The sequence below is a fragment of the Vibrio sp. THAF64 genome (assembly GCF_009363455.1).
GTDB classification, from domain to species: domain Bacteria; phylum Pseudomonadota; class Gammaproteobacteria; order Enterobacterales; family Vibrionaceae; genus Vibrio; species Vibrio coralliilyticus.
Genome location: NZ_CP045355.1, coordinates 3,336,443 through 3,363,348, shown reverse-complemented (window position 1 = coordinate 3,363,348; position 26,906 = coordinate 3,336,443). Strand labels below are relative to the sequence as shown.

Here is a 26,906-nt window from a genome sequence, read left to right as displayed (position 1 = left end):
TTTCCTATTTTTATCAATACTGATTGAAGAAAGACAGTGTGGCATCCAGTGCTTGATCGCGATATTCGTCTTTTTCAAACAACACTTCATGGCGCGAGCTATAAATGATCTTTAACGCGCACTGATAGTTGGTTTTCGCCAGTTTTTTGATGAATTTGAGCTGATCCTGATTGGAAACGATCTGGTCACTGCTGGCCTGAAGGAGTAACAATGGGACTTTTATCTGGCGCGTCATCAGGTGACATTTTCTGGCTGCCATTAATCCCTGCCACACCCAGCGTGTGCTGGCTCCGCCAATTTTCAGCTCTGGTCTCTGCTCATAGAGGTCACGAAACCAGTGATAGCGGATCTGGCTTTGAGTAAGGAAATTACCTTCAAATGGTTTTGGGTAATAGGGGGCCTGACCGGGGGCAAAAGTTGGCTTAGGCGCAAGCGCAGTCATGATGTGGCCAAGGGGTATTGCGATTGGTTTGAGATGCCAGGGCAGATTGACGCCAAACATCGGTGCACTGAGTGACACGGCTGAAAATGAATGATCTGGATAGCTTTGTAGGTAACGAGTGGCGATATTGCCCCCCATTGAATGGCCGAGCAGGTAACGTTTATCGTAACCACTTAAGTCAAAATGTTGGATCAGACCATGTAAATCTTGCACATAGTCTTCGAAGTCTTCGACATAACCCATTTGCTGGTCTTCAATCAGCCGATCTGACAGGCCCTGACCTCGATGGTCGAAGGAGTAGATGTCATAGCCTTGCTGGAACAGATCATAGAACAGTTCCTGATACTTCCAGGTGCACTCTATACGGCCATTGACCACCACGATCGCTTTAGTGTGCTCAGGAGAGGTAAGTTTCACCCAGAACAGCCGAGTTTTATCAAATGACTTAAAGAAGCCTTCCTCACGTGAGCGCCACAATTGAGCAATATTGTTATTGATTGCTTGCTCAAAATTCGACTCTTGAGTATAAGGTGGATTAATGCTGGTGCTCGATTCATTCATGATATCGGGGCCTAGTATCAACACTGACAAGTAAACAAGTCTAAATTATGTGTGGCTAAGGAAGTTTAGTCGAGAGGAAAACACTATGGATATGCATGTTTGGTTAGCCTACGTAGTTACAGCTGTTGTATTCAGCCTCGCTCCAGGTTCAGGAACCGTGAACTCAATCAGTAATGGTCTGAGCTATGGTACACGTAAATCTCTCTCAGCGATCGCAGGGCTGCAAATTGGGCTGACGTTACACATTATCTTAGTCGGTGCCGGCATTGGCGCCTTGGTTGCTCAGTCAGCAACTGCATTTACCGTGATTAAATGGGTCGGTGCGGCTTACTTAGTGTGGTTAGGTATTCAGAAATGGCGCGATAAGTCTGGTTTGGCGACTCACACTCAAGGTGAAGCGTTATCCGGTACTAAACTGATGAGCAATGCTGTGCTGATCAATCTGACCAACCCAAAATCCATCGTATTTTTGGTCGCGCTGTTTCCGCAATTCATTGACCCTGCCAAAGATCAGCTGACGCAATTGGCGGTATTAGGGGTGACAACCGTCGTGATCGACTCGATTGTTATGCTGGGTTACACCTCTTTGGCGGCACAAATGGGGCGTTTTATCCGTTCTGATAAGATTATGAGTAAGATCAACAAGGTATTTGGTTCCATGTTTGTCGGTTGTGGGGCATTATTAGCGGCTGCCAAAGCTTAAGTAATTTCAAGGTGTAGCAGTCAATGCGCGATACCTATGTGGCTCGCCAGCCCATTTTTAACGCCAAAAGACAAACGCTCGGGTATGAATTATTGTTCCGTGACGGAGAAAACAATGCATACCCAGCTCATGTCGATTCCAACCGTGCAACGTATCGTTTAATTGTCGAGAACTTCCTGTCTCTGGGCACTAATCCTGCTTTTGCACAATCGCGCAGCTTCATTAACTTTCCGTATAAAAGCCTTATTCGTCGCTTACCTCTGTCGCTGCCCAGAGAGCAGATAGTCATTGAAGTACTGGAAACTTGTCCACCGACGGACGAGCTATATGAAGCGATAAAAGAGCTCAATGCAGCAGGTTACCTGATTGCACTAGATGACTTTGTTTATAGCCCTGAGTGGGAACGCTTCTTACCATTTGTTCAGATCATCAAGCTCGATATTATGGCTATGGGGCTCGACGCGGCGTGCGAGTTTGTTCAAGAGCGGAAGTCACGTGGGATCCGACGTAAGTTTCTTGCTGAACGAGTTGAAACCGAAGAAGAATTCTTAACTGCGCGTTCGGCGGGTTTTTCGTTCTTCCAAGGCTTCTTTTTCAGTAAGCCCGAAGTGATTCGTCAGCAGTACATTAGCCCTGAACAGGTGATTGCGATGGAGTTGCTTCGTGAAGTATGTCAGACCAATGTCGACTTCGAGAAGGTTGAAGCCATAGTGGCCAAAGACGTTGCGCTGTCATACAAATTGCTCCGCTTTGTAAACACCATGTCGGAGAGGCTCGAAGTTACCATATCCTCGTTTAGGCAGGCGTTGGTTTATCTTGGTGAAGACAAACTGCGTATCTTCGTTTCACTGGCCGTGGCGTCTTTTATTTCTGCTAAGAAGCCCAAAGAGCTGTACAACCTTTCGTTGCAACGCGCTCAGTTTTGTCAGTTGATGGCGAACGAAAATCCATTCAGCCAGTTCCGTGAACAGGCCTTTCTTATCGGCTTGTTCTCAACTTTGGATGCGTTACTGGATCTCTCGCTTGAAGAGCTGGTAAAGCAGTTGCCACTCAATCAGGCGATTAAGGTCGCATTACTTGAGCGCCAGGGCCCTTATGGCATCTTGCTTGGATTGGAAGAGTGCTATGAACGGGCCGACTGGCAGGGCATGCAGGACGCGTGTCGTCAGTTGAACCTATCCGTAGATGACGTTATGCCGCGCATTTCTGAAGCGCAGCGCTGGAGTCAGGACATCAACCGCCTGGTGTAAGGCGGCTTTCCTCATTTGTGAATCTTTTATGACAGTACCGATAGGGTATTGATCTTCAGTTCGGTTTAAATAAATATATACGCATATCCATATATGAGTATATTTAAATGTTGCCACATCAGTTTTTTAAATTGCTATCTGACGAAACAAGAGTTCGTTGCCTGATGCTGATTGAACGTGAAGAGTGTTTGTCAGTGGGTGAATTGACTGAAGCGCTGCAGGAAAGCCAGCCGAAAATTTCGCGTCATCTGGCTCAGCTGCGCTCGAGTGGTGTGCTGGTTGACGTCCGCCAAGGGCAATGGGTGTTTTATCGTTTGTCGGCGGAATTGCCGGGTTGGATGAAAAAACTGATTGATGATCTTGTCGCGTCAAACTGCCTGAAAACAGAGTACCAACAAGATATAGAAAGACTTCATGCCATTCAGGCTCGTCCTGTTTGCTGCCAGTAATTTGAAATAAGAGAGATAGAAAGATGACAATTAAAGTCGGAATTAACGGTTTTGGTCGTATTGGACGTTTGGCTCTGCGTACGGCGTTTGATTGGGAAGAACTGGAGTTTGTGCAGATCAATGATGTGGCGGGCGATGCAGCAACACTCGCACACCTGCTGGAGTTTGATTCAGTTCAAGGACGCTGGGATCACGAAGTCAAAGCGGAAGGCGATCAAATTCTGATTAACGGTCAGGTTATCAAAACGACGCAAGAGAAAGACATTGATGCCATCGACTGGTCTGGCTGTGATGTTGTGATCGAAGCGACGGGTAAGCACCGTAAAACCTCGATTCTTAACAAGTACCTAGCTCAAGGTGTGAAACGAGTCGTGGTTTCTGCGCCAGTTAAAGAGGAAGGCGTGGCGAACATAGTGGTGGGTGTGAATGATCATATCTTTGACCCAGCAGCACATCAGATTGTTACTGCAGCGTCTTGTACGACTAACTGTATTGCGCCAGTGGTTAAAGTGATTCATGAGAAGTTAGGTATCGCACAGTCTTCTTTTACCACTATCCATGACCTGACCAACACGCAAACTATTCTTGATGCGCCACATAAAGATTTGCGCCGTGCCCGTGCTTGCGGCATGAGCCTTATCCCGACAACGACCGGCAGCGCAACAGCGATTGTCGAAATCTTCCCGGATCTGAAAGGCAAGATTAACGGCCACGCGGTGCGCGTTCCTCTGGCCAACGCGTCACTCACAGACATCATCTTTGATGTGAAACGTGATACTACGGTGGAAGAAGTGAATGCGTTGCTAAAAGAAGCATCACAAGGTGAGCTGAACGGTATCCTTGGTTTTGAAGAGCGTCCGCTGGTATCGATTGATTACAAAGGCGACCAACGTTCAACCATCGTTGATGCTCAATCGACTATGGTGGTAGGTAGCCGCATGGTGAAGATCTACGCTTGGTACGACAACGAAATGGGCTACGCGACGCGTACTGCTGAGTTGGTACGTAAAGTGGGTTTGGCATAAGGAGTAATTGTGATGACACATCCGACTTGGCAATTGGACCTTGAGCAAGGTGCGTTAGTACTTACTCCTTGCCCGGGTACTAAAGGTGTTGATCTGGAAGCTTCGCTTGTGCAGCTAAAAGAGCAAGGTGTTGAAGCGATAGTGACGGCGCTGGATAACATAGAATTAGAGAACAAAGGCGTTGCTCAGCTTGGTGAAGTGACAGAGAAACTAGGCATGCAGTGGTTTCAGATTGAAATTGAAGATGACTGCGCACCGGGTGATGACTTTGGCGTGAAATGGCAGCAAGCCAGCTCTGCTCTGCATCAGGTTGTCGATAATGGCGGTAAAGTGGCGATGCATTGCATGGGCGGGTCAGGTCGTACGGGCCTGTTGGCCGCACATCTGCTGTTAGAAAAACAGTGGCCGTTGAGCGACATTGTCAAAGAGGTGCAGGCGCTACGTCCGGGTGCCTTTACCAAACCTGTTCAGGTCGATTACATCAACGCAGTCACGGCGAAATAATCCCTTGAGGAGCTTTTGGATCATAGGTGTCCAAAAGCTCTCATCGCTGTACATAAGAGAAAATTGGGTACTCTATGATCGCAAATCTGAGTAAGAGTGTACGTCAATATATGCTGGTGACGTTCAATTACTGGAACTTCACCATTACTGACGGCGCATTGAGAATGCTGGTGGTGCTGTATTTCCATGATCTGGGCTACAGCACGTTAGAAATCGCATCCTTGTTCTTGTTCTACGAGTTCTTTGGCGTGGTAACCAACCTGATTGGTGGTTGGCTTGGAGCTAGGCTTGGCTTAAACAAAACCATGAACCTAGGGCTGGCGATGCAGATAGTGGCACTGGCGATGCTCGCAGTTCCCAATATCTGGCTGACCATACCTTGGGTGATGCTGGCTCAGGCGTTGTCTGGTATTGCCAAAGACCTCAACAAGATGAGTGCCAAAAGTTCCATTAAGGCACTGGTGCCTGATGAGCAGCAAGGTGCCTTGTATAAGTGGGTCGCGATTCTGACGGGGTCGAAAAATGCCCTAAAAGGTGTTGGTTTCTTCATTGGGGGGTTATTGCTGTCTCTGATTGGCTTTAAGTACGCGGTGTTGCTGATGGCGGGTGTGTTAACACTGGTTCTTATCGGCAGCTTAATCGGTCTTGAAAGTGATTTGGGTAAAGCTAAAAACAAGCCTAAATTCAGCCAAATCTTTTCTAAGTCGAGTTCAATCAATATCTTGTCTGCAGCACGTATGTTCCTGTTTGGGGCACGAGATGTTTGGTTTGTTGTCGCTCTACCTATCTATCTGGGCAGTGTGTTTGGCTGGGATCATCTTTGGGTTGGCGGTTTCTTAGCAACTTGGGTGATTGCTTATGGTTTTGTCCAAGGCTTTGCCCCTAAGATCACTGGTAAAGCACAAGGTAAAGTCCCTGACGGCAGTGCAGCACTGATGTGGGCTGGCTTGTTGGCAGTGATCACTGCGGGAATTGCTTACGCAGTGCAAATTGGCTGGCAACCTCAGTTGGTTATCGTAGTTGGACTCTTGATTTTTGGCGCGGTGTTTGCGGTGAATTCGTCCCTGCATTCCTATTTAATCGTCAGCTATGCCAAAGGGGATGGCGTATCACTGGATGTCGGCTTCTACTATATGGCGAATGCCATGGGGCGCTTAATTGGTACAGTGTTGTCAGGTTGGATATTTCAGGTTGCAGGTTTGGCTGCGTGTCTATGGGTTTCCTTTGCATTTCTTGCGCTGACTACCCTGATTTCCATCAAGCTGCCTAAGGTGAGTAATCCCGCAACTGCTTAAATTAAGAACAATTCTATGACTAAAAGTTGACCAAGGTTACACCTTGGTCAACTTTTTTATTGCTACCTTTGCTCAACCAGTGTTGAACAAAGGTAGCGGTATGAGAGATAGAGTGCTGTTTTTTGACTTGTTGCGATGCGTCGCTGCTGTGGCAGTTATTGCGATTCATGTTCTTGCCCCTTATCGTCAGGAACTCGGTAGCATCCCCTTCTCAGAGTGGTCTACCGCGATTGGTTTAAACAGTGCGATACGTTGGGCGGTGCCCGTGTTCACTCTTATTACTGGTGCGCTATTGCTCAGTGATACCCGGCCATTTGATGCCAAATACTATGTCAAACGTCGATTAGGCAAAGTCTTGGTGCCGTTTATTGTTTGGTCGCTGTTCTATGCGTATCTTTCGGGGTGGAGCTTGAACGGTTTTAATCCTGAAGAAACCAAGCAAGTGCTTGCCAATAGTGCTTCTCACGCCACTTATTATCATCTCGGCTTCTTCTACTACTTCATTCCTTTGTATTTCGTCATTCCGTTTTTTCAATATGTGATCAGGCAGTATGGTGATAGCTCGTTGTATTCCTATGTAGTGATTTGGTTGGTGACGACCTTACTGTTTTTAATCGGAATTGATGGGCCTTGGAGTCATCAAATGTGGCTTTACAGCGGCTATTTACCTCTAGGGTACTTGCTGTATAAAAGAGTGCCTCTGACTTCGCCTTATGTCGCCATGTTCACGGTCTTGGGTGTGGCGGCACTTGTCATGACGGGATACGCGGTCATCATCAACAGTGTTGAAGCACAAGAATATACCGTAGGGCGATGGCTGTCGTATAAGACACTCAATGTGGTACTGGCTGCGAGCATGATTTTCATGTTATGTCGTTATGTTGGTGAAAACTTGCCTGATAAGGCCAACAAAGTGATCGGCTTCATTAGCCAACACAGTCTTGGCATTTACATTCTCCATCCGATCTTTCTCTGGCCAATGAAAGAGTATGGCTGGTACCAAGGCCACCCCGCTTGGGTGATTCCTGTGTGGATTGTCTTGAGCGGTTCTGGTGCGCTAGTGATGAGTTGGATGGTGTCTAAATCCCGACGTACTCGTTGGTTGTTGCCTTAGTATTGCAGTCAGCTAGCCGCCATTGATTGGTGCTCGCTTATATTTCCAAAACCGTAACTGATTAAATTAAAACGGTTTATGTCTAAAACATGGCATGAATCTGCCTGAATCATCAGGTTAATTGTTATATTGAATACTTAATCGCAGTGAGGTGAACGGTAATACTCGTTCAGGAAGGGAATATGAACAGAAAATGGTTAGCGGGCTTAATGTTGTCAGTAGCCCCATTCGCCAACGGGTATGACGGCAGTTTTAATGATGCCGAGATCCATTATGTTGATTTTTTTCAGCGAACCGATGGCATCAAATACCTGGTGCATAAGATGGATCAAAGCAACATTGAACATGCGTTTGTGATGGGCCTGCCGATTATGAAAAAGTGGAACGCTCACGATCCTGTCGCACCGCGTTATGAATTTGGCGATGACTCGCCCGTCTATTACTACTCACGTACCGATGAGATTCTCTACCGAGCGTTGAAAGACTCGCCGCATCAAGATCGACTGTTTCCTTTTATTACCGGCTTTAACCCCACAGATATGTTCGCAGCGGAACAAGTCGAACAGATGATTGAAAGCGACCCCGGTTTCTGGAAAGGAATTGGTGAGATTCTGACCCGTCATGATGGCTTGTCTGCGCTGACGTTAGGCGAACAGGCCAGAGCGAATCATCCTGCTTTGATGAAGGTGTATCAGGTGGCTGCGAAGCACAACATGCCGGTGATTCTGCATACCAACATCACATCTGAGCGAGAAACGCATCCGTTGTACAAGCATGAGCTGGTGGAGGCGTTAGAAGAAAACAGCAAAACCAACTTTATCTGGGCGCACGCGGGGACGAGTTCGACACTGCTACGACGTCAGAATCTGTCGTTTCTCATCGATGAAGTCAGCGAGCTACTGGATGATTACGATAATCTCTACATCTTGGCATCTTGGAGCTTGCGCGATGTGATACTGGCGAGCCCTGAATCGAAGAAAGAGTGGGTGGCGTTGATTAAAGAGTATCCCGATCGTTTCATGATTGGCTCTGATGTTGTAGGCCGTTTTAAAATTACGGGTGAAGTGTTATCTCGTTGGGATGAAGTTTTGGACGCGTTGCCGGATGACGTGGCCGAAAACATGGCGAAAAACAATATGCTCAAGATGGTGAAGCGCTAGATTAGCGCTTCATCGCGAAGTGAAGAAACTTATCACCTTGATAAGTCAGCATGCCTTTGTCTCCGGGATTTAAGGCATGGAAATAATGCACTCCAACCTGAAACTCTCGTTTAGGGCCTAGACGACCTTTCTGCACGTAAATCCAGTATTCCTGCTCATCTTGTCCTGGTTGGGCGTCATGAACATCAATGGCCTGTTTATCGAGAACAGTGACGTCCGCTGTTTGTTCAGGCGCATTTTCTCCCTGAATGTGTCTGCGATAAAGTCGACTAAATACCCAGCCACTGGCGAGCACAAACACAATAATGGCAATGAATAACGTTAATGGCATTGTTGTTCTCCCCAAAAAGCCGATGGGTTATTTTAGTGCTAATTTGGACTCAGGTTGGGGCTTTGAACACAACTGTGAGCCTCTGTTGTTATCCTTTGTATCATTCTTCGAGACATATCACACGTTAGTGGTGATTTTGTCAGTATGCTGATAAAGCTAGTCATTGATTTCTTTACATTAATTTACTTGCAAAGGACCGTAAAAATGGGGCTAGATAGTAGATAATGAGACGGAATATTATTTACTTATAGTGCTGGCTGGAAGAGGTCAGTCTCTGCCCCTAAACTTACTAGCGATGGAGGGAAGCCATGTCTGATATCGAAAAAGTAGTGACACGGACACGAACAATTGAAAAGCTGCTTCGCACGCAATATCACGCTGAAGGTAAGGGATTACATCAGTTGATCACTAGCTGCGAGGAGCGGCTACCGCACGATGTGATTGGTAAGTTGCGCTATATCGCGACCATTCGCAATAAGATAGTTCATGAAGAAGATTACAAGTTGGAAAGTCGTAGTGACTTTCTTTCTGTGTGTGATGAATGTGAAAAAGAGCTAACGCCACGCAGTAGTCGCTTTATCTGGCGAGCGGCGATTACTTTGATGACTCTGATTACATTAGCGGCATTGCTTTTCTATTATGCCCATTGGGATATTTTGTCTAAGCATTTGTAATAAAAGGTCTAAAACAGACTGTTTTTAAAAAATAGTCAAACTTAGAAATCCGTTGGATTTGTAGGCGGGTTTTGTGTGAAAAATCTGCGACATAACAAAAAGGGACGCGAATGCGTCCCTTTTTGCTTTTGTAACTATGGCTTAGTACATCATCGGCAGTGTCATTAGGCCAACAACAACTGCGATCATTACAAGTCCTTGTTTTTGTGAAGAAGTTATCATAACCCTGCTCCTATTCAGCGATGCTTAACTCTATGTAATTTAGAATAGCAGTATTTTTGTACTTTGATCAAGTTTTTATTTTCCTAAGCTTTAAAAGTAACGCTGTGTAAGTGCGAAAATGCAGTGTTTAGGATGGTTTTTTGATTGTCTTTCTATGGTTTTTGAGTTGATTGAAAACTGTTCTTGTTGTTTGATTTGGTGCTTAACTTATTGTTTTTTTAATGCTTTTAATGGTGTTTAATTGTTGTTAAATTATAGAGATTGTCATTTTGTTTGATTGATTGCTCTCTTGGTGTCAGTGTTGAGCTAAATTGATGGTTATTGGGTTTTTTTTGGTTTGTTTTACCTAGTTTTTGATTAAAATGGCTGCCGGCTTACCTGACTAAGATTGCATTCTATTGGTTTTGGGAGCTAATGATGAGCTTGGCTTGGGTTTAACTTGTTGATTTTAATGATTTTGATGTGACTATGTGTTCTTGTTTTTATGCTTTTTTGGATCTTGGTTAGCTGGGTCTGGTGAATTTGGATAAAGTCGGCGTTTACGCCAAATTTAGTTGGTGTAAAAGCCTGTGATGAAAGAGAAGGTGCTTTAGCTAGCGCTTTACCGACGCCTTTGTGACTCTGTCAGAAGCCAATCAAGATCCAAGTTTTGCTTTCCATTTCTGGACATCTTTAGCGTCCTGCCTACACTGGCGACTCAGTTTAAAAGAGGTGGACCCATGTGGAGCTGGCTTTCAGTCGCGCTGTCAGGATTTATTAGTATTTCTGCTAACGAAAGCAACCAGAACAAACAAGCGGTCGTGTTTAAAACATTGTCGTTAGGCATGCTTGTCGTCATGCTGTGGAGCCAGAATAGTCTGGTTGGTCTATCGGCCTGGTGGGTCACATTGGGTTTATTGATCTCCATGCTGGCAGACGGTCTTTATATCTATAAACGACAACAAAAGCTGTGCTTTGCCGCATTTGTCGGAGCCCAGCTTTGTTACAGCACCTCTTTTTGGCTTCAGCTTTCGGGTGAGATTGTCTGGTGGCTACCTGCAATGCTGTTGGCGATTGGCGTTGTGGTGTTCTTCCTAATGCTGCCCAAAATTGATCGTCTTATCTTCCCAGTGGTGATAATGGGCATGATGTTACTGCAGCTAAACTGGGCGGCGGGTGAAGTGTGGCTTTTGACCGGGACAATGGAAAGTGTGCTGGGCTTTTTAGGAACGCTGACTCTGACGTTATCGGCAGGCTTGCTTGCGGTGCATGACTACAAACACCCTATTCGCTATGGCCGTTATCTGATTTCTGGCAGTTACCTGCTGGCGCATTCCTTGATTACTGCCTCTTTGATTATCTGAAATCAAAATCTATTCAATAACATCAGGCTATTCTCTCTTCACTGAATTATTCGTGGAGGAAATCATGTCTAACGAAATACACGCACATAACGTTCTAAACTTATTGCATGATCGACCAATGACAATGCAGGAACTGCGAGAGGTTGCCTGCGCTGAGTTTGGCGATGATGCTAAGTTCCATACCTGTAAACTGGATGGGCTGGATTTGGATGCCTTGATGGCGTTTTTTATTGAACGAGAAAAGGTCGTTGATGTGAAAGGAAAATGGGCGCTGAACTTAGAACGCGTCTGTAGCCATTAAAAACTCTGCTTTTTGCCTCCAAATTGTCAAACGGTGTTGATATACTTCGCCGACTTTTCGCTCTGTTCACTGAGAACTTTTTGGCTTTGGAGGCTCATTCATGGAAATTCTTTCTGCCGCAACCATGTTGTTTCTTATCATGGATCCGCTTGGCAATCTTCCAATCGTCCTATCGATTCTCAAGCACCTTGACCCAAAACGCAGGCGCAAAGTTCTGGTGCGTGAGTTGTGCTTCGCACTGATTATCCTGATGCTGTTCCTGTTTGCAGGTCAGGCGATTCTGAGTTTCCTTCATGTTGAGCCCGAAACGCTGAGTATTTCTGGCGGTATTATCCTGTTCATCATCGCGATTAAGATGATTTTCCCAAGTGCGGGCAGCATCACAGGCCTCGCGGCGGGTGAAGAGCCGTTTATTGTCCCTATGGCTATTCCTATGATTGCGGGGCCATCGGTGATTGCGGCACTGTTACTTCTGTCGACCCAGCACCCGGACAAATTGCTTGAGTTGTCTGGCGCTGTTCTGCTGGCGTGGGGGGCGACCTTCTTTATCTTAATGTTCTATAACTTCTTCCACCGTATCTTAGGTGAACGAGGCTTAAAAGCCATTGAGCGCCTGATGGGACTGCTGCTAGTAATGATTTCGACTCAGATGTTCCTCAACGGAGTGAAGAGTTATCTAAGCTAAGAAACAAAAAAACGCCGCTCAAGATGAACGGCGTTTTACATTGGATGGTGTGGGTTTTACATCATGTACTTGCGACGAATATCGAGCAGGGCAAAGATGCCGAAAATCAGAATCGACCATTTTTCCCAACTGGTCATCTTAATCTTGTCACCAAACGCGCCGATAAAGATGGCTGATTGCAAACCATGCATGATGAACAGGAAGGCCGTCATAATGTAAAGCGCAATCGCCGCTTTGCCCGGAAAGGGCATAAAGAAGTTCAGGATCAGGATGAACCACACAAAGCCAATCGCGGCTTTGGCAAGAAAAAGTAGAGCTTTCATGAGACTTCCTTTTTAGTCTTGTTGTCTTTCAAATAATCGGTAACTGACTTGGCCTGCCGTTTTTTCTCGGTGTAGATGCCAGTTGGTTGGAATGCCTTCCAACGCAAGTTCTTTCTCAGTTTCAATGTAAATCATGGCATCGTTGGCCAACCAGCCATTGCTTTCCAGCAAAGTGACGGTTTGTTCCAGCAAGCCTTTGCGAAATGGTGGGTCGATAAATACCACATGATGCGGAGTACCTGCTTGTTGAAGAAAGCTCAACGCATCGCTGTTAATTGCGGTGAGGTTATCTGAATTAAGATCCGCAATGTTTTTTTCTAACTGCTTGAATGCATTCGGGTTGAGCTCAATCATGGTGACCTTATCAGCCTGACGCGAAGCCGCTTCAAAGCCCAATCCGCCAGAACCGGCAAACAAGTCGAGGCATTTTGCCTGAGGCACATCCTGAGCCAGCCAGTTGAAAAGGGTTTCTTTGACGCGATCCGTTGTCGGGCGTAGCCCTTCTGCATCATGAACAGGCAGTTTTCTTCCTCTCCATAAGCCGCTAATAATTCGAACAAAGCCCGTTGAAGGCTTTTTTTGTGATGTGTTTTGCTGGCGACGCCGTACCATAGATTTTTTGACCGCTAATAAAGTGATACTATACCCAGTCGCTCAGTGAGTTCGTCCTGAGTACAGCCCAAATTTTGTTGATGACAAAGTGTATACCATCGTTATTACGCTGGAAACTTTTCACTCTGTTGTCATTTTTCTTTTCTTTACCGGGACAATACCCGGCGAAAAGTGTCAGAGTAAATTAAGACAATCTAGGATATCCCCAGATGACGGAAAAAAAGAAGCGCGGATTACTTTCTTGGCTTGGCTTCGGTGATGAGGAGCAACAAGCCAAGCAAGCTGCTGAAGAAACCCAATCGGAAATAGTTGAAGAAGTTGCAGAACAAGCGCAAACCGTTGACGACGTTCAGCCAGAGCTTCAGGCTGACTTAGCAGAAGCAGAAGCAGAAGCAGAAGCAGAAGCAGAAGCAGAAGCAGAAGCAGAAGCAGAAGCAGAAGCAGAAGCAGAAGCAGAAGCAGAAGCAGAACAGCCACAAGAACCTCGTGTGATTGAGCAAGAGAAGCCAACTGAAAGCTTTTTTGCCCGCTTAAAGCGTAGCTTAGCGCGTACCAAAGCAAACATAGGCGCTGGCTTCTTTGGCTTGTTTAAAGACAAACAAATTGATGATGAGCTGTTTGAAGAGCTGGAAGAGCAGCTACTGATCGCTGATGTTGGTATGGATACCACGGTGAAAATCATCGACAACCTGACAGAAAAAGCTTCACGTCAGGAATTGAAAGATGGCGAAGCACTGTATGGTCTGTTGAAAGAAGAGATGGCAGGCATTCTCTCAACCGTTGAAAAACCGCTTGAAATTGATACCAATAAAACCCCTTACGTTATCCTGATGGTTGGCGTAAATGGCGTCGGTAAAACGACGACAATCGGTAAGCTGGCTAAGCAATTCCAATCACAAGGTAAAAAAGTCATGCTGGCTGCAGGTGACACCTTCCGCGCTGCGGCTGTTGAGCAACTTCAAGTATGGGGTGAGCGCAACCAGGTACCTGTAGTGGCTCAGCATACTGGCGCAGACAGTGCATCGGTTATTTATGACGCCATTGAGTCTGCAAAAGCCAAAGGTGTTGATGTGGTGATTGCCGATACTGCGGGTCGTCTACAAAATAAAGCCAATCTGATGGAAGAGCTGCGTAAGATCGTTCGAGTGATGAAGAAGGTCGATGACTCTGCACCGCATGAAATCATGCTGACATTGGATGCGGGTACGGGCCAGAATGCTATTAGTCAGGCAAAACTGTTCAGTGATGTTGCACCGTTAACCGGCATTACCCTCACCAAATTAGATGGTACCGCGAAAGGTGGGGTTATCTTTGCGTTGGCCGATCAGTTCCAGATTCCTATCCGCTATATTGGTGTGGGTGAAGGCATTGATGATCTACGCCCATTTGAAACTCAGGAATTTATTGACGCATTATTCAGCCGCGAAGACTAATCAGTAGCTCAGTAAGAGGAACGACGAGTGATAAAGTTTCAGCAAGTAAGTAAAGCGTATCGCGGAGGCAGACAAGCGCTGCAAAAGGTGGATTTCCACCTACGCCGCGGAGAAATGGCTTTTCTCGGTGGCCACTCCGGCGCTGGAAAAAGCACTTTGCTCAAGTTGATTTGTGCCATTGAGCGCCCAACGGACGGAAAAATCAGCTTTAATGATCACGATATCACTCGTATTCCCAATAAAGACATCCCGTTCTTGCGTCGAAACATCGGCATTGTCTTTCAGGACCATCGCTTACTGATGGATCGCTCGGTGTTTGATAACGTCGCATTGCCGATGCGTATCGAATCTATCTCTGAGAGTGAGATTAAACGTCGTGTGTCCGCAGCACTGGATAAAACGGATTTACTGGATAAGGCCAAATGCTTACCCAGTCAGCTGTCTGGCGGTGAACAGCAGCGCGTCGGTATTGCTCGTGCAGTGGTTAATCGCCCAACCTTGCTGTTGGCGGACGAACCGACGGGCAACTTAGATCCCGAACTATCCAACCGAGTCGTTAAGCTTTTTGAAGAGTTTAACCGCGCTGGAGTGACCATTCTGCTGGCGACGCACGATATTGGTCTGGTCAACACACGACCACAATATCGCCATCTTGAACTGAACCAAGGTTTCCTGAGTGAGGTAGAAGATTATGGCTGCTAATGTGCGCAACAAAAAATCGGCTAAAGGACGCCCGAAAAACCGTGTAAAGCGTGACAGCTTCTTTACCGTTCATTTCAAGCAGGCCAGAGCGTCTTTTGCTGTGATGTGGTCTCGACCTCTGGGTAACATTCTTACGTTGGCGGTGATTTCGATGGCATTAGCCATGCCCGCGGCGTTGTACCTTTTGGGTAAAAATCTTGCAGCGGCTTCAAGCGATGTAACCAGTCCATCGAAAGTGAGTGGCTACATACAAGAACAAACGCCAGAAGCTCGCATTATGGTGTTGAAAGACCAACTGGAAAGTATGGAAGAAGTGGCCAAGGTTGAGTATATCTCGCCACAACAAGGTCTTGATGATCTGAGCCAGTACTCTGGATTTGACCATGCGATTTCTTTGCTGGATGACTACGCGCTACCCGGTGTGCTTATCGTCACGCCAAGCGTTGAAGATAAAACAAAGATCAAACAGTTGGCTGCAACATTAGCGGGTGAAGAAGAAGTGACGGATGTTCGCCTTGACGAAGATTGGCTGACGCGTCTTGATGCGATCAAGAATCTGGTCGGGGGCATAGTGATCACCTTGTCTGTTTTGATGCTGGGTTCGGTATTTTTGATTGTCGGTAATACCCTGCGTTTCAATGTCCTTGCCAATAAAGAAGAAATTCAGACTATGAAGCTGATAGGGGCAACCAACAGCTTTATTCTCCGACCGTACCTGTACTCAGGGATGTGGTTTGGTCTGTTGGGAGCACTTACTGCCTGGATCATGACGGCGATTATCACTGTGGTACTGAACAGCAGCGTAGAGCAATTGGCTCTGCTGTACGATAGTCGTTTCCGCCTGATTGGACTAAGCTGGGATGAAAGCTTGTTATTATTGATGCTTGGCACCTTCTTAGGATGCTTGGCAGCGAAAGTTTCAGCGCAGCGTCATTTGAAAGAAATTGAACCTGTATAAATAGTTGTTGTCCTAATTATTTGAAAAAGTACACGCTACCGTGTACTTTTTTACTTGTATAGACGAAAGGTTTATGCATAATAACTTTCCCCCGCTTGAATCTTGTTCATTTTAGGTTCAAGATTGATGGGCTAAAACCTACTCCAGATCAGAAATTGATGAGGAATTGAATGACTAACCAAGCGTATCCAATGGCTGTAGTTACACAAGATAGCTTAGATAGCTATATCCGCACAGTGAACGGCTATCCAATGCTGACCGCTGAAGAGGAGCGTGGACTGGCTGAGCGACTACACTACAACGGCGAAATTGAAGCGGCAAAAGGCCTGATTCTTTCGCACCTGCGTTTTGTGGTGCACGTAGCTCGTGGTTACTCTGGCTATGGCTTGCCAATGGCAGACTTAGTACAGGAAGGCAACATCGGCCTGATGAAAGCAGTAAAACGCTTTAATCCGGAAGTCGGTGTGCGTTTGGTGTCGTTTGCTGTGCACTGGATTAAAGCTGAAATTCACGAATACGTATTACGCAACTGGCGTATTGTGAAAATTGCGACCACTAAGGCTCAGCGCAAATTGTTCTTCAATCTGCGTAAATCGAAGAAGCGCCTTGGCTGGTTTAACAACGGTGAAGTTGAAACTGTTGCGAGAGAGTTGGGTGTTGAGCCATCTGAAGTGCGTGAGATGGAATCTCGTCTTGCAGCTCAGGATGCGGCATTTGAAATGCAGAACGATGATGACGATTCAGGTGTTTCTTACACAGCGCCAATGCTGTACTTAGAAGATAAAGCCTCGGATGTTGCCGACAATGTCGAAGCGGCCAACTGGGAAGCGCACACGAACAACCGCTTAAGCTTAGCCTTGTCGAGTCTGGATGAGCGTAGTCAGCATATTGTCCGTTCACGATGGCTTGAAGACAATAAGTCGACGTTACAGGAATTGGCGGAAACCTACAGTGTGTCTGCTGAACGTATTCGTCAGCTTGAAAAAAATGCCATGAAGAAGTTAAAGGCTGCCGTCGGCGACTTCTAATTCTCATCGCGATCGAATTTAAAAACCGAGATCATTTGATCTCGGTTTTTTCGTTTTATCGATCCAATAATACCTTGAGGCCTAGACTTTTGTGGATCGAATTTTGCCAAGCAGCCTGTGGGTAACTCTGTGGTAAATTTCTTCGCTATATGTCAGAAAGGCGGGTGAATAAAGGTATCAGAGGCATTTTTCTCATGGGGATACTTTTACTCTTACACACAAAAAAATAAGGATCATCACTACATATTGTGGATCCAACTTCCTTTGGATACTTTATCAACGTAATCCACAAATTTATCCACAGATGGTGAAGAATTGATCGCAAGTGGATAACCTTACTGCGCTGGTGTACTTGTTGACCACTGGATAGGTTACAATGACGCCCAACTCCCTATTCCTATTTAAGAGACAGTAAATGGACCAGTTTCAACACATTGATGTAGCAGGTGCACAGGCCTTACTTGAACAAGGTGACGCTCGTTTAGTCGACATTCGTGATCCACAATCTTTCGCCGTTGCTCATCCAGAAGCCGCCTTTCATCTGACGAACGACACTATTACTAAGTTTATGGATGAGGTGGAATTTGAACAGCCGGTACTGGTGATGTGTTACCACGGTATTAGTAGCCAAGGGGCGGCACAATATTTGGTTAACCAAGGCTTTGAGCAGGTGTATAGTGTTGATGGGGGCTTTGAAGCCTGGCAACGTGCTCAGTTGCCTGTTGAATCCAACCTGCCATAGGAACCGCTATGATAAGACTGATCTCGATTTCCAATCCGCGCATGGCGCAAGCGTTTATCGACTATATGGCATCACGTCGTATTGATATAAAGATGATGCCGGAAGGAAGTGGTCAGTTTGCATTGTGGCTTGCCGATTCTCAGCATCAGATTGAAGCAGAAGCAGAGCTGCAACATTTTCTCGACAATCCCAGCGACGCTAAATACCAAGCTGCGTCATGGGACATGGCTGAAAGTCGAACCAGCCAGTTTAGTTATCAGTCTCCCAGTATGTTAGCAATGGTGAAGGCCAAAGCTGGTCCTGTGACGTTAGCTGTGATGTTGGTGTGCATCGTCATCTTTGCCTTGCAGCAGTTTGGTGCAGGCCAGGCGGTTTTCTCAGCCTTGCACTTTCCCGCGCTCGCCGGACAAGAATGGCAGCTGTGGCGCTGGGTCAGTCATGCGGTTCTGCACTTCTCGGTCATGCACATTGCGTTCAACTTATTGTGGTGGTGGCAACTAGGGGGAGACATTGAGCAGCGCTTGGGAGCGAAAAAACTGCTTCAGTTGTTTGTTGTGTCAGCAGCTATGTCAGGTGCAGGCCAGTACTGGGTAGAAGGGGCCAACTTCGGTGGCTTATCTGGCGTAGTGTATGCGTTGGTCGGCTACTTATGGATGCTGGGATACAAAGCACCACAGCTTGGGCTCAATATGCCAAAACCTATTATAGGTTTTATGCTGGTCTGGCTGGTACTAGGGTTTGTTCAACCCTTTATGGCGATTGCCAACACGGCCCATCTGGTTGGCTTGATTTCTGGTGTCGTATTTGGCTTGGTGGATGCCAGTCGAGCAAAGAAATAAAAAAGCGGCCGAAGCCGCTTTTTTGCAAAATGTGGTTACTGGTAGAGGTATTTGGTAAACAGCAAATCGGCAATGATCGTTCTACCTGTTTCTGGCAGCAAAATAGAGTTCAGCTGCTCAACGAGGTTTTTGCGTAAATCTTCGCGGCCCGCTAATGAAGTGATCGTATCCGAGGATTGTTTACCCAGCAGCTCAATCACTGCATCGCGGATGAGTGGTTGATGTAATTCGATGATCGCCAGATCAGTCTCATTCGCCACCATAATATCAATACGTACCTGAATGTAACCGAGCTGTTTGCCTTTGGTATAAAAATTTGTTGTCAGATCCGGCTCTAGGGTAAAGTAGGCCAACTTAGGCTCGCCGCCTTCTTCGGCGATAGATGAGAGACTAACCAAGACGCTCAAAGCGACAAATATTTGGACTAAGTAACGTTTAATCATATTTCTGTCTTTTCTTTCTTCTAATCACGATACTCGAATCGTCTGAGTCTTGTTACAATAGAGCATCTATTTGTAATAATTATGCGTTAAGCACTCGATGGGGTGGTTAACAACTAAGATCGAAGCTTTATTGTACGACGATAAAGCTACTTATTGAATACTAGTATGAATCAATTTACTTCGCTTTATTTATCTGCTCTTCGCCAAGTCGAATGGCAAGATCCTGATAATTTTAGCTTTCCTACACAAAATGCGAAAAATTGGTTGTTGGAACAGGGCTCATTGTCACGTTTATTAGAAGCCCACTGCCAGACATTAAGTGTAGATTTGTTGCATAACAAAGTAGTTAAAGCAGAGAAGCTCAATCCGCAGGAAATTGAGCTTCTTGCACAAGAAGAATGCTTGCTGCGCAAAGTCGTCTTGAAAGGGGATGGTAATGCTTGGGTTCTGGGCAGAACCTTAATCCCGCAATCCTCTATGGATGGTCAGCAATTCGATTTGACGCGCCAAGGCGAAATTCCGCTTGGTTTGACGGTGTTTAATGCTGAGAACGTTAAACGCGATGCGCTGCAAGTGGGTTGGGCTGAAACGCCAGACGGTCAGTTCCTTGCTCGCCGTTCTCGTTTATGGATGAATCACAAACCTATGCTGGTGGCAGAGCTGTTTTTGCCAACCGCACCGATGTACTCGAAGGAGAGCGTTTAGATGACTGCGGCAAAAGCTCAGGCTTATTGGCAATTAATGCGCATGGATAAGCCGATTGGTACCTTGCTTTTGTTATGGCCGACTCTGTGGGCTCTGATTATTGCAGCGCAAGGCGTGCCTGATCTGACGGTTTTAGTCGTGTTTATTCTAGGTGTGGTGTTTATGCGCTCTGCGGGTTGCGTGATCAATGATTTCGCAGACCGCAAAGTCGATGGCCATGTCAAGCGCACTAGTCAGCGTCCTTTGCCTTCAGGAAGAGTGACGCCCAAAGAAGCGATTGGGCTTTTTATTGGCTTATCTGTTGCGTCTTTCCTGCTGGTTCTGACCATGAACCCACTGACCATCAAACTCTCTTTTGCCGGCCTGTTCCTCGCTTTTATCTACCCATTCATGAAGCGCTATACCCATTTACCGCAACTCTTCCTTGGGTTAGCGTTTAGTTGGTCGATTCCAATGGCTTGGGCCGCTCAGGCTAATGAATTGCCTACGATGGTATGGTTTATCTTTGCCATCAACGCACTTTGGACGATTGCTTACGATACTCAGTATGCCATGGTGGATCGCGATGACGACCTCAAAATTGGCATCAAGTCGACAGCCATTCTGTTTGGCCGCTTCGACAAGATGATTATTGGAGCGTTGCAGTTAGTGACGATGGCTATGCTTATTGCTGTTGGGCATTGGTATGAGTTAGGTGCCAGCTATTATTGGAGTCTGCTAATCGCGGGTGCGCTGTTTGTTTTTCAGCACCAGTTGATTCGTCATCGAGAACGAGATTTGTGTTTCCGCGCTTTTCTTAATAACAACTATGTCGGGATGGTGATCGCCGCTGGGTTGTTGATTGCGTTCTGGTAAGCATTTGAAAAAATAAAAAGGGCATCCAATCGGATGCCCTTTCTGTATTTTGGCTGTCGATTACGCTTCGCCGACCTGACAGATACTTTCTTTAATCGTCAGGCGCACTTCTGGGTAAAGCATAGAGTAAAGTAACTCGGCCAGAATCTGACTTTTCTCTTTATCGCAGTTACCGTCTTTGTCCAGATACGCTTGTTGCTGTAGCGTGGTAAACATAGCGGAGAAAACCCCTTTGTCGAAGAACTCAGGCGCATTAATGCCGTGCAGTCGACCCAAACGCTGAGCGATGTCTTGGCTCTTTTGCTCAAGATCGGCTTTGCCCAATTCCGGGTTGGCGGTTAGCAGGTTAAGTGCAATCGAGTAACGTTGCAGGGTTTCCGTAATGGTGCGACCAAGCAGCATCAAGACCTGGGTGTTAGCCTGCTTGAGTGCCACATTCTGTTCTGTGTCGATAGCAACCAGACCAAGACGAGCGATCTCCTCGATGTAGGCTTCCGTGACATCACCGAGCTGTTCTTCTTCAATGCTCAGGAACAATTCCTGTTTCAGGAATGGATACACCAAAGCCACATTGGCTTTGATTTGCTCCAAGCTAAGCTGCTGATGACGGATCAGCATCTGAGCTATCAAAGATGGAATCGCGAACAGGTGAATAATGTTATTGCGGTAGTAGGTCATTAGGATCGACTGATTGCGATCCAGTGACACGATCTCGCCCATGGTGTCAGACTCGATGACAAACTTATCCAGCGACTCTGCGTGTTTGACTAAGGCTTCCGCATCTTCATCCGGAACCGTGAAAGTAGACGAATAAGGTACGTTCTTAAGTAGAGACAGATAACATTCGATTTGTTTGACTAGGCTGTCACGAGATAGTGCACGTTGACGTGAAGCGAGCAGCGCAGTAGCACACAATGTCAGTGCGTTGGTCGCAGCCGCATCGTTAATGTGCGTCATCATTTTAGTCGCCAAGTCGTTAACCACTGGGTTTAGCCACTGAGGCTTGGTGCTTCCCATAGGGTCAATATCTTGTGTCCACTCAGGCGCGTTTTCATTTAGGTATTGGTTGAGTGGAATTGGCTCACCAAAGTTCACGTAGCCTTGACCAAAATTGCGCAGTTTGCGAATCGTACGCAGCACTAGGCCAGCGTTTTCTTTCTCTTTACGCTTACCGCGCAGCTCTTTGGCATACGTGCTGACTTCCATCACGTGCTCATAGCCAATATAGACAGGCACTAGAGTGACTGGTCGGTTGAGGCCGCGCAGCATCGCCTGAATGGTCATCGCCAACATACCAGTTTTAGCCTGAAGCAGTCGGCCCGTTCGTGAACGTCCACCTTCACTGAAGTACTCAACTGAATAGCCTTTGGTGAACAGCTCCGCCAGATACTCGCGGAAAATAGTGGAATAAAGTTTATTCCCCTTAAAGCTACGGCGAATAAAGAACGCGCCTCCGCGACGGAATAGTGGTCCCGCTGGGAAAAAGTTAAGGTTAATACCTGCAGCGATATGTGGCGGTACCATGCCTTCGTGGAACAGGACGTAAGACAGAAGTAGGTAGTCCATGTGGCTACGGTGACAAGGCACATAGACGATTTCATGCCCATCTTGAGCCAACTTACGTACTGTGGACGCGTTGTTAATATTCAGGCCCTGATAAATGCGATTCCACAGCCAGCTCAACAGTCGGTCGCCGTTTTTCACCAAAGAGTATGAAAAGTCTGCCGCAATCTCATCCATGATATCTTGCGCTTCTTTACGCGCTTTCTCGAGTGAGATATTTTTGGCTTTTGCTTCGTCTGCAATCGCTTTTTCAATCGCTTTGGACTTCATCAAGCGATTAAACAGCGCCTGACGGTTAGGCAAGTTTGGTCCAGATGCCGCCAGTTTCTGACGAGAAAAATGGATTCGAGCAACGCGAGCTAGCTTGTGGGCGATGGAAGCATCGGTGCCGTGTGAATCGGCCATGTAACGCAGAGATACGACTGGGCTGATCCGCACCAGACAGTCGCGGCCCGATTTAAGTACCGCCATCGCTTTCTCTGGGCCATTGAGTGCTTGAAGATAAGGCGTTTGCTGGGATTCTTTGCCCGGCTTACGGCCCCAAAGGACCGTAGCAGGAATCACTTGGACATCCAGTTCACTGTCAAATTTATGCAGTTCAAGCAACTCAGAAAATAGAGCGACGGACTCGCTTGGGACATCCTGATCATTGCTCATCAAGGTTTGACGTGAAGAGATAAAAACATAACGTTTGAATGACTTGCCGTTGATCTTAACTGGTTCAAATGGATCAGGCAAACCAAGGCGGACGACCTGTGTTTGTAGTGTGACTAAATCAACACTCGAACGATAAGGCAGGGCATAAATGATGGGTTTGGCTGCATCAATGTTATGATCTTCAATAGGATTTGAAGGAATCGCGGTTCCTTTTACCATCACTGACAAAGGCAGTTTTAGTAATGAACTCGATAATGATTGTCCGGAAGACATAAGGTTCTTGGCCTCAAAAAACAGATAAATCGCATAAGCATTTTCCATTTCCTTTATTGTAGGAGTGGAAAAGCGCTCAAGCTGATATTTTTAAGGCTGCAAGGATATCAGAAACTGGTCGAACCTTTTACTGGTAATTGGGCGTAAAAGCATCAATTTAGCCAAAATTAAATCATCTATTTAATTATTCAAGAGAAAAGTCTGTGCCGCAAAAATCACTTCATGGATTCAAACGTATAAGAAATGCAACCCGTTACTCATGCCAAGGCCTCAAAGCTGCGTTTAAAAATGAACCTGCATTCAGAGAAGAAATTTTCCTCGCAGCGTTCATGATTCCAACTGCGCTTTTGCTCGATGTTAGCCAGCTAGAACGCATCTTACTGATTGCCACTGTGGTTCTGGTATTGATTGCTGAACTGTTTAACAGTGCCATTGAAGCCGTTGTTGATCGTATTGGTGAAGAGCAGCATGAGCTGGCAGGTAGGGCGAAAGACATCGGGTCGGCGGCAGTCATGATTACCATGCTACTGACAGGTTACGTGTGGCTGGAAGTATTGTTTTTGTAGTCAAAAGTTTAACTCTATCAAAAAACCAGCAATTGGCTTTTCATTTAAACAATTACTGGATATACTCACAGTTAACTGTATAAAAAGACAGGTGACTTATGAAGCCGTTAACGCCACGCCAGCAACAAGTATTTGATCTGATCAAGAGTAAAATTGATGACACAGGCATGCCTCCTACGCGTGCTGAAATTGCCCGTGAACTGGGCTTTCGTTCTGCCAATGCCGCAGAGGAGCATTTAAAAGCTCTAGCTCGTAAACAAGCGATTGAAATTATTCCAGGCGCATCGCGTGGAATCCGCATCTTGCTAGAAGATGCTGCCAATGATGATGGCCTGCCTTTGATTGGTCAGGTTGCTGCAGGTGAACCGATTCTGGCTCAGGAACACGTTGAAGCGCATTATCAGGTGGATCCGGCCATGTTCAAGCCTCAGGCTGATTTCTTATTGCGCGTCAACGGCGAGAGTATGAAAGACATCGGTATCATGGATGGCGATCTGCTTGCGGTGCACAAAACTCAGGACGTTCATGATGGTCAGGTGGTTGTTGCTCGTGTCGATGACGATGTCACCGTTAAGCGTTTGGAACGCAAAGGGTCAACCGTTTTACTCCATGCAGAAAACGAAGAGTTTGAACCTATTAAAGTTGACCTGTCATGTCAGCACCTAGCGATTGAAGGTCTAGCGGTCGGAATTATCCGTAATACCGACTGGATGTAATCACTGCACTGCTCGCAGAAGTGGTATTGAATGGCTTGTAACGTCAGCGAGAATGTTCGCTGACGTTGTTTTGTCACTTCAGTCTGTGAGTTGTGGCTCGATATCTCATATTTTGTTGAGATCTATTCTCAATTACTTGTTTTTGTAATTGATATTCATTATCATCTTATTTCTGGTATGGAAGGAAGATGATCATGGCCGCTAAGCAAAAAGCTTCAACACATCGCTATCAAATCCCGGCCAATTTGTTGCAACCTCTCTGGCTTCGCAGCCGAGAAAGCTTGGTCGACAACGGCTTGGTTTATGACCCAATCGCGGCTAATGCGTGTCAGCGTTGCCAACTCGCACCAGAGTGCCTCTCTGGTGATATCGATCAGAAACAACTTCTTCATGCCACCCTGACTCAAATCTGTGACGATCAGGTCAATCACTTCATTTCACGTAATCCCGATGGTTGGATAATCAATGTTGGCGCTGGCCTCGATACGCGTTTCTATCGAGTCGACAATGGCCGCTGTCACTGGCTTGAGCTGGATGTGACGGAAAACCTCCTTTGGCGTCAGAAACTGTTCCATAAAAGCGAACGTTACCAACATATGTGTGGCAACGTTGATGACTTGTCATGGCTGGATAATTTGCCTGTACCGGAAAAGGCGCCGGTATTGATTGTCTGTGAGCACGCTTTACTGGATTGCAGTGAAAAGCAAGTTGGTAAGTTTATTCAGGCCCTTGGTTGCCACTTTGATTCAGCACGAGCATGTGTGGTGCTGGCGGGGGATCTCGCGGCAAGCAAACTTGGTCAGAAAATGGGCGCAGGCAGTTATAATCATGGCTATGCGTCACCCGGGGATGCAACACTTAATTACCTGCCATGGGCGCGCTGGGCCAAGACCTTTTCTCCTTTAGATAAACACTGCGGGCGTTGGAAGTTATGGCAACGCTGGCTCACCAAATTCAATTCCCTTAAGCATAGGCTTACTCCGGTAGTGGTTCAGCTTCGCTGGTAATCCGGTTACACTTTGCACTCTTCTTTTATGATGAGTGCAAACGTGCAATTACTTCAGACCCTTTCCAATAAAGCGCTTCATAAGCAGGTTCTACTGCTGGCGATCCCCATGGTTCTATCGAACATAACCGTACCTTTACTCGGCTTAGTTGATGCGGCGGTTATTGGCCACCTTGAACATGCTTGGTATCTGGGCGGAGTTGCGCTTGGCAGTACCATGATCAGTGTGACTTTCTGGCTACTGGGTTTTTTGCGGATGTCGACCACTGGGCTGGCGGCGCAATCGTATGGTGCTCAAAGTGGTAAACAACTCGGTTTAGTGTTCACTCAGGGTGTCGCGATGGCCTTGGGTTTTGCATTGCTGTTTCTCCTATTTCACCAGCCGATTGCCAATCTGGTATTTTCGCTGAGCAGTGCGAGTGATGAAGTCAAATTTTATGGTGAGCAGTATTTTGCCATTCGTGCTTGGAGCGCTCCTGCTGCCTTAGTTAACTTTGTCTTATTGGGCTGGTTGCTAGGGACGCAGAACGCACGTGCACCGATGTGGATGGTGATCATTGCAAACGTCACCAACATCGTTCTCGATGTGCTGTTTGTGATTGGCTTTGGCTGGAAAGTGGAAGGTGCCGCACTGGCGTCGGTGATTGCTGATTATAGTGGTATGAGTTTTGGCCTATGGTGTGTTTGGCGTACGTGGCATAAAAGCCATTTACCCTCGATTGCTTCGTTGCTGAAAGACACCACCCATGGATTAAGCCGTTTCGTAAAGCTTAACCGTGATATTTTCCTGCGGTCTTTGTGCCTGCAAGCGACCTTTACGTTTATGACGTTCCAGGGCGCAAGCTTTGGCGATGATATTGTGGCTGCCAATGCGGTATTAATGAGTTTTCTGATGATCATTTCCTACGGCATGGACGGATTTGCCTATGCGATGGAGGCGATGGTTGGTAAAGCGATAGGCGCTAAGGATAAGCAACAGCTCAGCGCGTCATTGGTGGGAACTTTCTTCTGGAGTCTGATCATCTGTTTGGGGTTAACGGCTGTGTTTGCTTTCGCCGGATCGTCCTTGATCAGTCTGATCACCGACATCCCGAAAGTGCACGATACAGCACTGATATACCTTCCTTGGTTGATGGCGATGCCTTTAGTCTCAATGTGGTGCTTCTTATTGGATGGCATATTCATTGGGGCTACGAAAGGGAGAGAAATGCGCAACAGCATGTTTTTCGCAATGTGCACTTTCTTTGGGGTATTTTTCGCCTTGGCCAGTTTCGGTAACCATGCATTGTGGCTGGCTATGTTGAGTTTTATGGGGATGCGTGGTGTGACACTGGCGGTGATTTTTTATCAGCAGTGGCGCAAACAACAATTTTTGACTGCTTAACAAAAAGCCGCAGCGATGACTGCGGCTTTTTTATTGCTCGAC

At 46.5% G+C, this 26,906-nt stretch carries 30 protein-coding genes; 24 read left to right on the top strand and 6 right to left on the bottom strand.

Translation table 11 applies throughout. From position 1 onward, the window contains the following. Positions 1-13: 13 nt before the first annotated feature. Positions 14-1,003, bottom strand: coding sequence for an alpha/beta fold hydrolase (locus FIU99_RS15730; protein ID WP_006957323.1), 990 nt, complete (start codon positions 1,001-1,003; stop codon positions 14-16). Between the two features lie 85 nt (positions 1,004-1,088). Between FIU99_RS15730 and rhtB the strand changes: the two genes are divergently transcribed. The 8 genes from rhtB to FIU99_RS15690 all read left to right on the top strand — a co-directional run bounded on the left by rhtB (position 1,089) and on the right by FIU99_RS15690 (position 8,503). Continuing rightward, the gene (rhtB, locus tag FIU99_RS15725) at positions 1,089-1,706 is read left to right on the top strand and encodes a homoserine/homoserine lactone efflux protein (protein WP_006957322.1); all 618 of its coding nucleotides are present in this window, start codon (positions 1,089-1,091) and stop codon (positions 1,704-1,706) included. 23 nt (positions 1,707-1,729) lie between these two features. Further along, entirely contained in the window at positions 1,730-2,956 is a 1,227-nt protein-coding gene (locus tag FIU99_RS15720) for an EAL and HDOD domain-containing protein (RefSeq protein WP_006957321.1), read from the top strand. Positions 2,957-3,063: 107 nt separating this feature from the next. Beyond that, entirely contained in the window at positions 3,064-3,405 is a 342-nt protein-coding gene (locus tag FIU99_RS15715; RefSeq protein WP_019274050.1) for a metalloregulator ArsR/SmtB family transcription factor, read from the top strand. A 23-nt stretch (positions 3,406-3,428) separates the two neighbouring features. Beyond that, entirely contained in the window at positions 3,429-4,430 is a 1,002-nt protein-coding gene (locus tag FIU99_RS15710; protein WP_039951120.1) for an ArsJ-associated glyceraldehyde-3-phosphate dehydrogenase, read from the top strand. Between the two features lie 12 nt (positions 4,431-4,442). Beyond that, positions 4,443-4,934, top strand: coding sequence for a cyclin-dependent kinase inhibitor 3 family protein (locus FIU99_RS15705; protein ID WP_152472369.1), 492 nt, complete (start codon positions 4,443-4,445; stop codon positions 4,932-4,934). A 74-nt stretch (positions 4,935-5,008) separates the two neighbouring features. After that, on the top strand, positions 5,009-6,229 hold the full coding sequence (gene arsJ / locus FIU99_RS15700) for an organoarsenical effux MFS transporter ArsJ (RefSeq protein ID WP_006957317.1): 1,221 nt from the start codon (positions 5,009-5,011) through the stop codon (positions 6,227-6,229). Positions 6,230-6,329: 100 nt separating this feature from the next. Continuing rightward, on the top strand, positions 6,330-7,343 hold the full coding sequence (locus FIU99_RS15695) for an acyltransferase (protein ID WP_039951134.1): 1,014 nt from the start codon (positions 6,330-6,332) through the stop codon (positions 7,341-7,343). A gap of 182 nt (positions 7,344-7,525) precedes the next feature. After that, the gene (locus FIU99_RS15690; RefSeq protein ID WP_152472368.1) at positions 7,526-8,503 is read left to right on the top strand and encodes an amidohydrolase family protein; all 978 of its coding nucleotides are present in this window, start codon (positions 7,526-7,528) and stop codon (positions 8,501-8,503) included. A gap of 1 nt (position 8,504) precedes the next feature. Here the strand turns inward: FIU99_RS15690 and FIU99_RS15685 are convergent, their stop codons facing one another. Next, positions 8,505-8,834: a DUF2500 domain-containing protein gene (locus FIU99_RS15685; RefSeq protein WP_019274056.1), complete on the bottom strand. Its 330-nt coding sequence runs from the start codon at positions 8,832-8,834 to the stop codon at positions 8,505-8,507. Between the two features lie 308 nt (positions 8,835-9,142). Between FIU99_RS15685 and FIU99_RS15680 the strand changes: the two genes are divergently transcribed. The 4 genes from FIU99_RS15680 to FIU99_RS15660 all read left to right on the top strand — a co-directional run bounded on the left by FIU99_RS15680 (position 9,143) and on the right by FIU99_RS15660 (position 12,059). Then, a complete protein-coding gene (locus FIU99_RS15680; RefSeq protein WP_019274057.1) occupies positions 9,143-9,508 on the top strand; it encodes a hypothetical protein in 366 nt (121 codons plus the stop codon). Positions 9,509-10,449: 941 nt separating this feature from the next. Further along, positions 10,450-11,073: a lysoplasmalogenase gene (locus tag FIU99_RS15670; protein ID WP_045987148.1), complete on the top strand. Its 624-nt coding sequence runs from the start codon at positions 10,450-10,452 to the stop codon at positions 11,071-11,073. 64 nt (positions 11,074-11,137) lie between these two features. Beyond that, positions 11,138-11,374 (top strand): YecH family metal-binding protein, encoded by a 237-nt coding sequence (locus tag FIU99_RS15665; RefSeq protein ID WP_099609442.1) that lies wholly within the window; start codon positions 11,138-11,140, stop codon positions 11,372-11,374. Between the two features lie 100 nt (positions 11,375-11,474). After that, positions 11,475-12,059 (top strand): YhgN family NAAT transporter, encoded by a 585-nt coding sequence (locus tag FIU99_RS15660; RefSeq protein WP_006957309.1) that lies wholly within the window; start codon positions 11,475-11,477, stop codon positions 12,057-12,059. 56 nt (positions 12,060-12,115) lie between these two features. On the opposite strand, the gene FIU99_RS15655 is transcribed toward FIU99_RS15660, so the two are convergent. Together FIU99_RS15655 and rsmD are read right to left on the bottom strand one after the other, a co-directional pair. Continuing rightward, the gene (locus FIU99_RS15655; protein ID WP_006957308.1) at positions 12,116-12,382 is read right to left on the bottom strand and encodes a DUF1145 domain-containing protein; all 267 of its coding nucleotides are present in this window, start codon (positions 12,380-12,382) and stop codon (positions 12,116-12,118) included. A 12-nt stretch (positions 12,383-12,394) separates the two neighbouring features. After that, positions 12,395-12,994 carry a 16S rRNA (guanine(966)-N(2))-methyltransferase RsmD gene (gene rsmD, locus FIU99_RS15650; protein WP_152472367.1) on the bottom strand — a complete coding sequence of 200 codons (600 nt, stop codon included), beginning with the start codon at positions 12,992-12,994 and terminating at the stop codon, positions 12,395-12,397. Positions 12,995-13,203: 209 nt separating this feature from the next. Between rsmD and ftsY the strand changes: the two genes are divergently transcribed. The 6 genes from ftsY (at position 13,204) to glpG (ending at position 18,696) form a co-directional block, all read left to right on the top strand. Then, the gene (ftsY, locus tag FIU99_RS15645) at positions 13,204-14,427 is read left to right on the top strand and encodes a signal recognition particle-docking protein FtsY (RefSeq protein WP_152472366.1); all 1,224 of its coding nucleotides are present in this window, start codon (positions 13,204-13,206) and stop codon (positions 14,425-14,427) included. A 27-nt stretch (positions 14,428-14,454) separates the two neighbouring features. After that, on the top strand, positions 14,455-15,129 hold the full coding sequence (gene ftsE, locus FIU99_RS15640) for a cell division ATP-binding protein FtsE (RefSeq protein ID WP_006957305.1): 675 nt from the start codon (positions 14,455-14,457) through the stop codon (positions 15,127-15,129). Then, complete coding sequence (gene ftsX / locus FIU99_RS15635) at positions 15,119-16,087, top strand: permease-like cell division protein FtsX (protein WP_064489040.1); 969 nt, start codon at positions 15,119-15,121, stop codon at positions 16,085-16,087. The genes ftsE and ftsX overlap by 11 nt, the downstream gene beginning before the upstream one ends. Positions 16,088-16,257: 170 nt before the next feature. Beyond that, positions 16,258-17,115: an RNA polymerase sigma factor RpoH gene (gene rpoH / locus FIU99_RS15630; RefSeq protein ID WP_006957304.1), complete on the top strand. Its 858-nt coding sequence runs from the start codon at positions 16,258-16,260 to the stop codon at positions 17,113-17,115. 415 nt (positions 17,116-17,530) lie between these two features. Next, positions 17,531-17,857 (top strand): thiosulfate sulfurtransferase GlpE, encoded by a 327-nt coding sequence (gene glpE / locus FIU99_RS15625; RefSeq protein ID WP_006957303.1) that lies wholly within the window; start codon positions 17,531-17,533, stop codon positions 17,855-17,857. Between the two features lie 8 nt (positions 17,858-17,865). Then, positions 17,866-18,696, top strand: a complete 831-nt coding sequence (gene glpG, locus FIU99_RS15620; protein ID WP_152472365.1) for a rhomboid family intramembrane serine protease GlpG — start codon at positions 17,866-17,868, stop codon at positions 18,694-18,696. 35 nt (positions 18,697-18,731) lie between these two features. Here glpG and FIU99_RS15615 read toward each other — a convergent pair whose 3' ends face one another. After that, the gene (locus FIU99_RS15615; RefSeq protein WP_006957301.1) at positions 18,732-19,139 is read right to left on the bottom strand and encodes a flagellar basal body-associated protein FliL; all 408 of its coding nucleotides are present in this window, start codon (positions 19,137-19,139) and stop codon (positions 18,732-18,734) included. 165 nt (positions 19,140-19,304) lie between these two features. Here FIU99_RS15615 and FIU99_RS15610 point away from each other — a divergent pair, with 165 nt between their 5' ends. Both FIU99_RS15610 and ubiA read left to right on the top strand, forming a co-directional pair. Beyond that, on the top strand, positions 19,305-19,844 hold the full coding sequence (locus FIU99_RS15610; protein WP_152472364.1) for a chorismate lyase: 540 nt from the start codon (positions 19,305-19,307) through the stop codon (positions 19,842-19,844). Further along, positions 19,845-20,699 (top strand): 4-hydroxybenzoate octaprenyltransferase, encoded by an 855-nt coding sequence (gene ubiA / locus FIU99_RS15605; protein WP_152472363.1) that lies wholly within the window; start codon positions 19,845-19,847, stop codon positions 20,697-20,699. A gap of 60 nt (positions 20,700-20,759) precedes the next feature. On the opposite strand, the gene plsB is transcribed toward ubiA, so the two are convergent. After that, positions 20,760-23,192 (bottom strand): glycerol-3-phosphate 1-O-acyltransferase PlsB, encoded by a 2,433-nt coding sequence (plsB, locus tag FIU99_RS15600; RefSeq protein ID WP_172974076.1) that lies wholly within the window; start codon positions 23,190-23,192, stop codon positions 20,760-20,762. Positions 23,193-23,395: 203 nt separating this feature from the next. Here plsB and FIU99_RS15595 point away from each other — a divergent pair, with 203 nt between their 5' ends. The 4 genes from FIU99_RS15595 (at position 23,396) to dinF (ending at position 26,864) form a co-directional block, all read left to right on the top strand. Further along, positions 23,396-23,758, top strand: coding sequence for a diacylglycerol kinase (locus FIU99_RS15595; protein ID WP_152472361.1), 363 nt, complete (start codon positions 23,396-23,398; stop codon positions 23,756-23,758). A gap of 98 nt (positions 23,759-23,856) precedes the next feature. Next, positions 23,857-24,474, top strand: coding sequence for a transcriptional repressor LexA (lexA, locus tag FIU99_RS15585; protein WP_006957296.1), 618 nt, complete (start codon positions 23,857-23,859; stop codon positions 24,472-24,474). Between the two features lie 188 nt (positions 24,475-24,662). Continuing rightward, positions 24,663-25,481, top strand: a complete 819-nt coding sequence (locus tag FIU99_RS15580) for a class I SAM-dependent methyltransferase (protein ID WP_171341743.1) — start codon at positions 24,663-24,665, stop codon at positions 25,479-25,481. A gap of 27 nt (positions 25,482-25,508) precedes the next feature. Then, the gene (gene dinF / locus FIU99_RS15575) at positions 25,509-26,864 is read left to right on the top strand and encodes an MATE family efflux transporter DinF (protein WP_080748829.1); all 1,356 of its coding nucleotides are present in this window, start codon (positions 25,509-25,511) and stop codon (positions 26,862-26,864) included. Positions 26,865-26,906 lie beyond the last annotated feature (42 nt).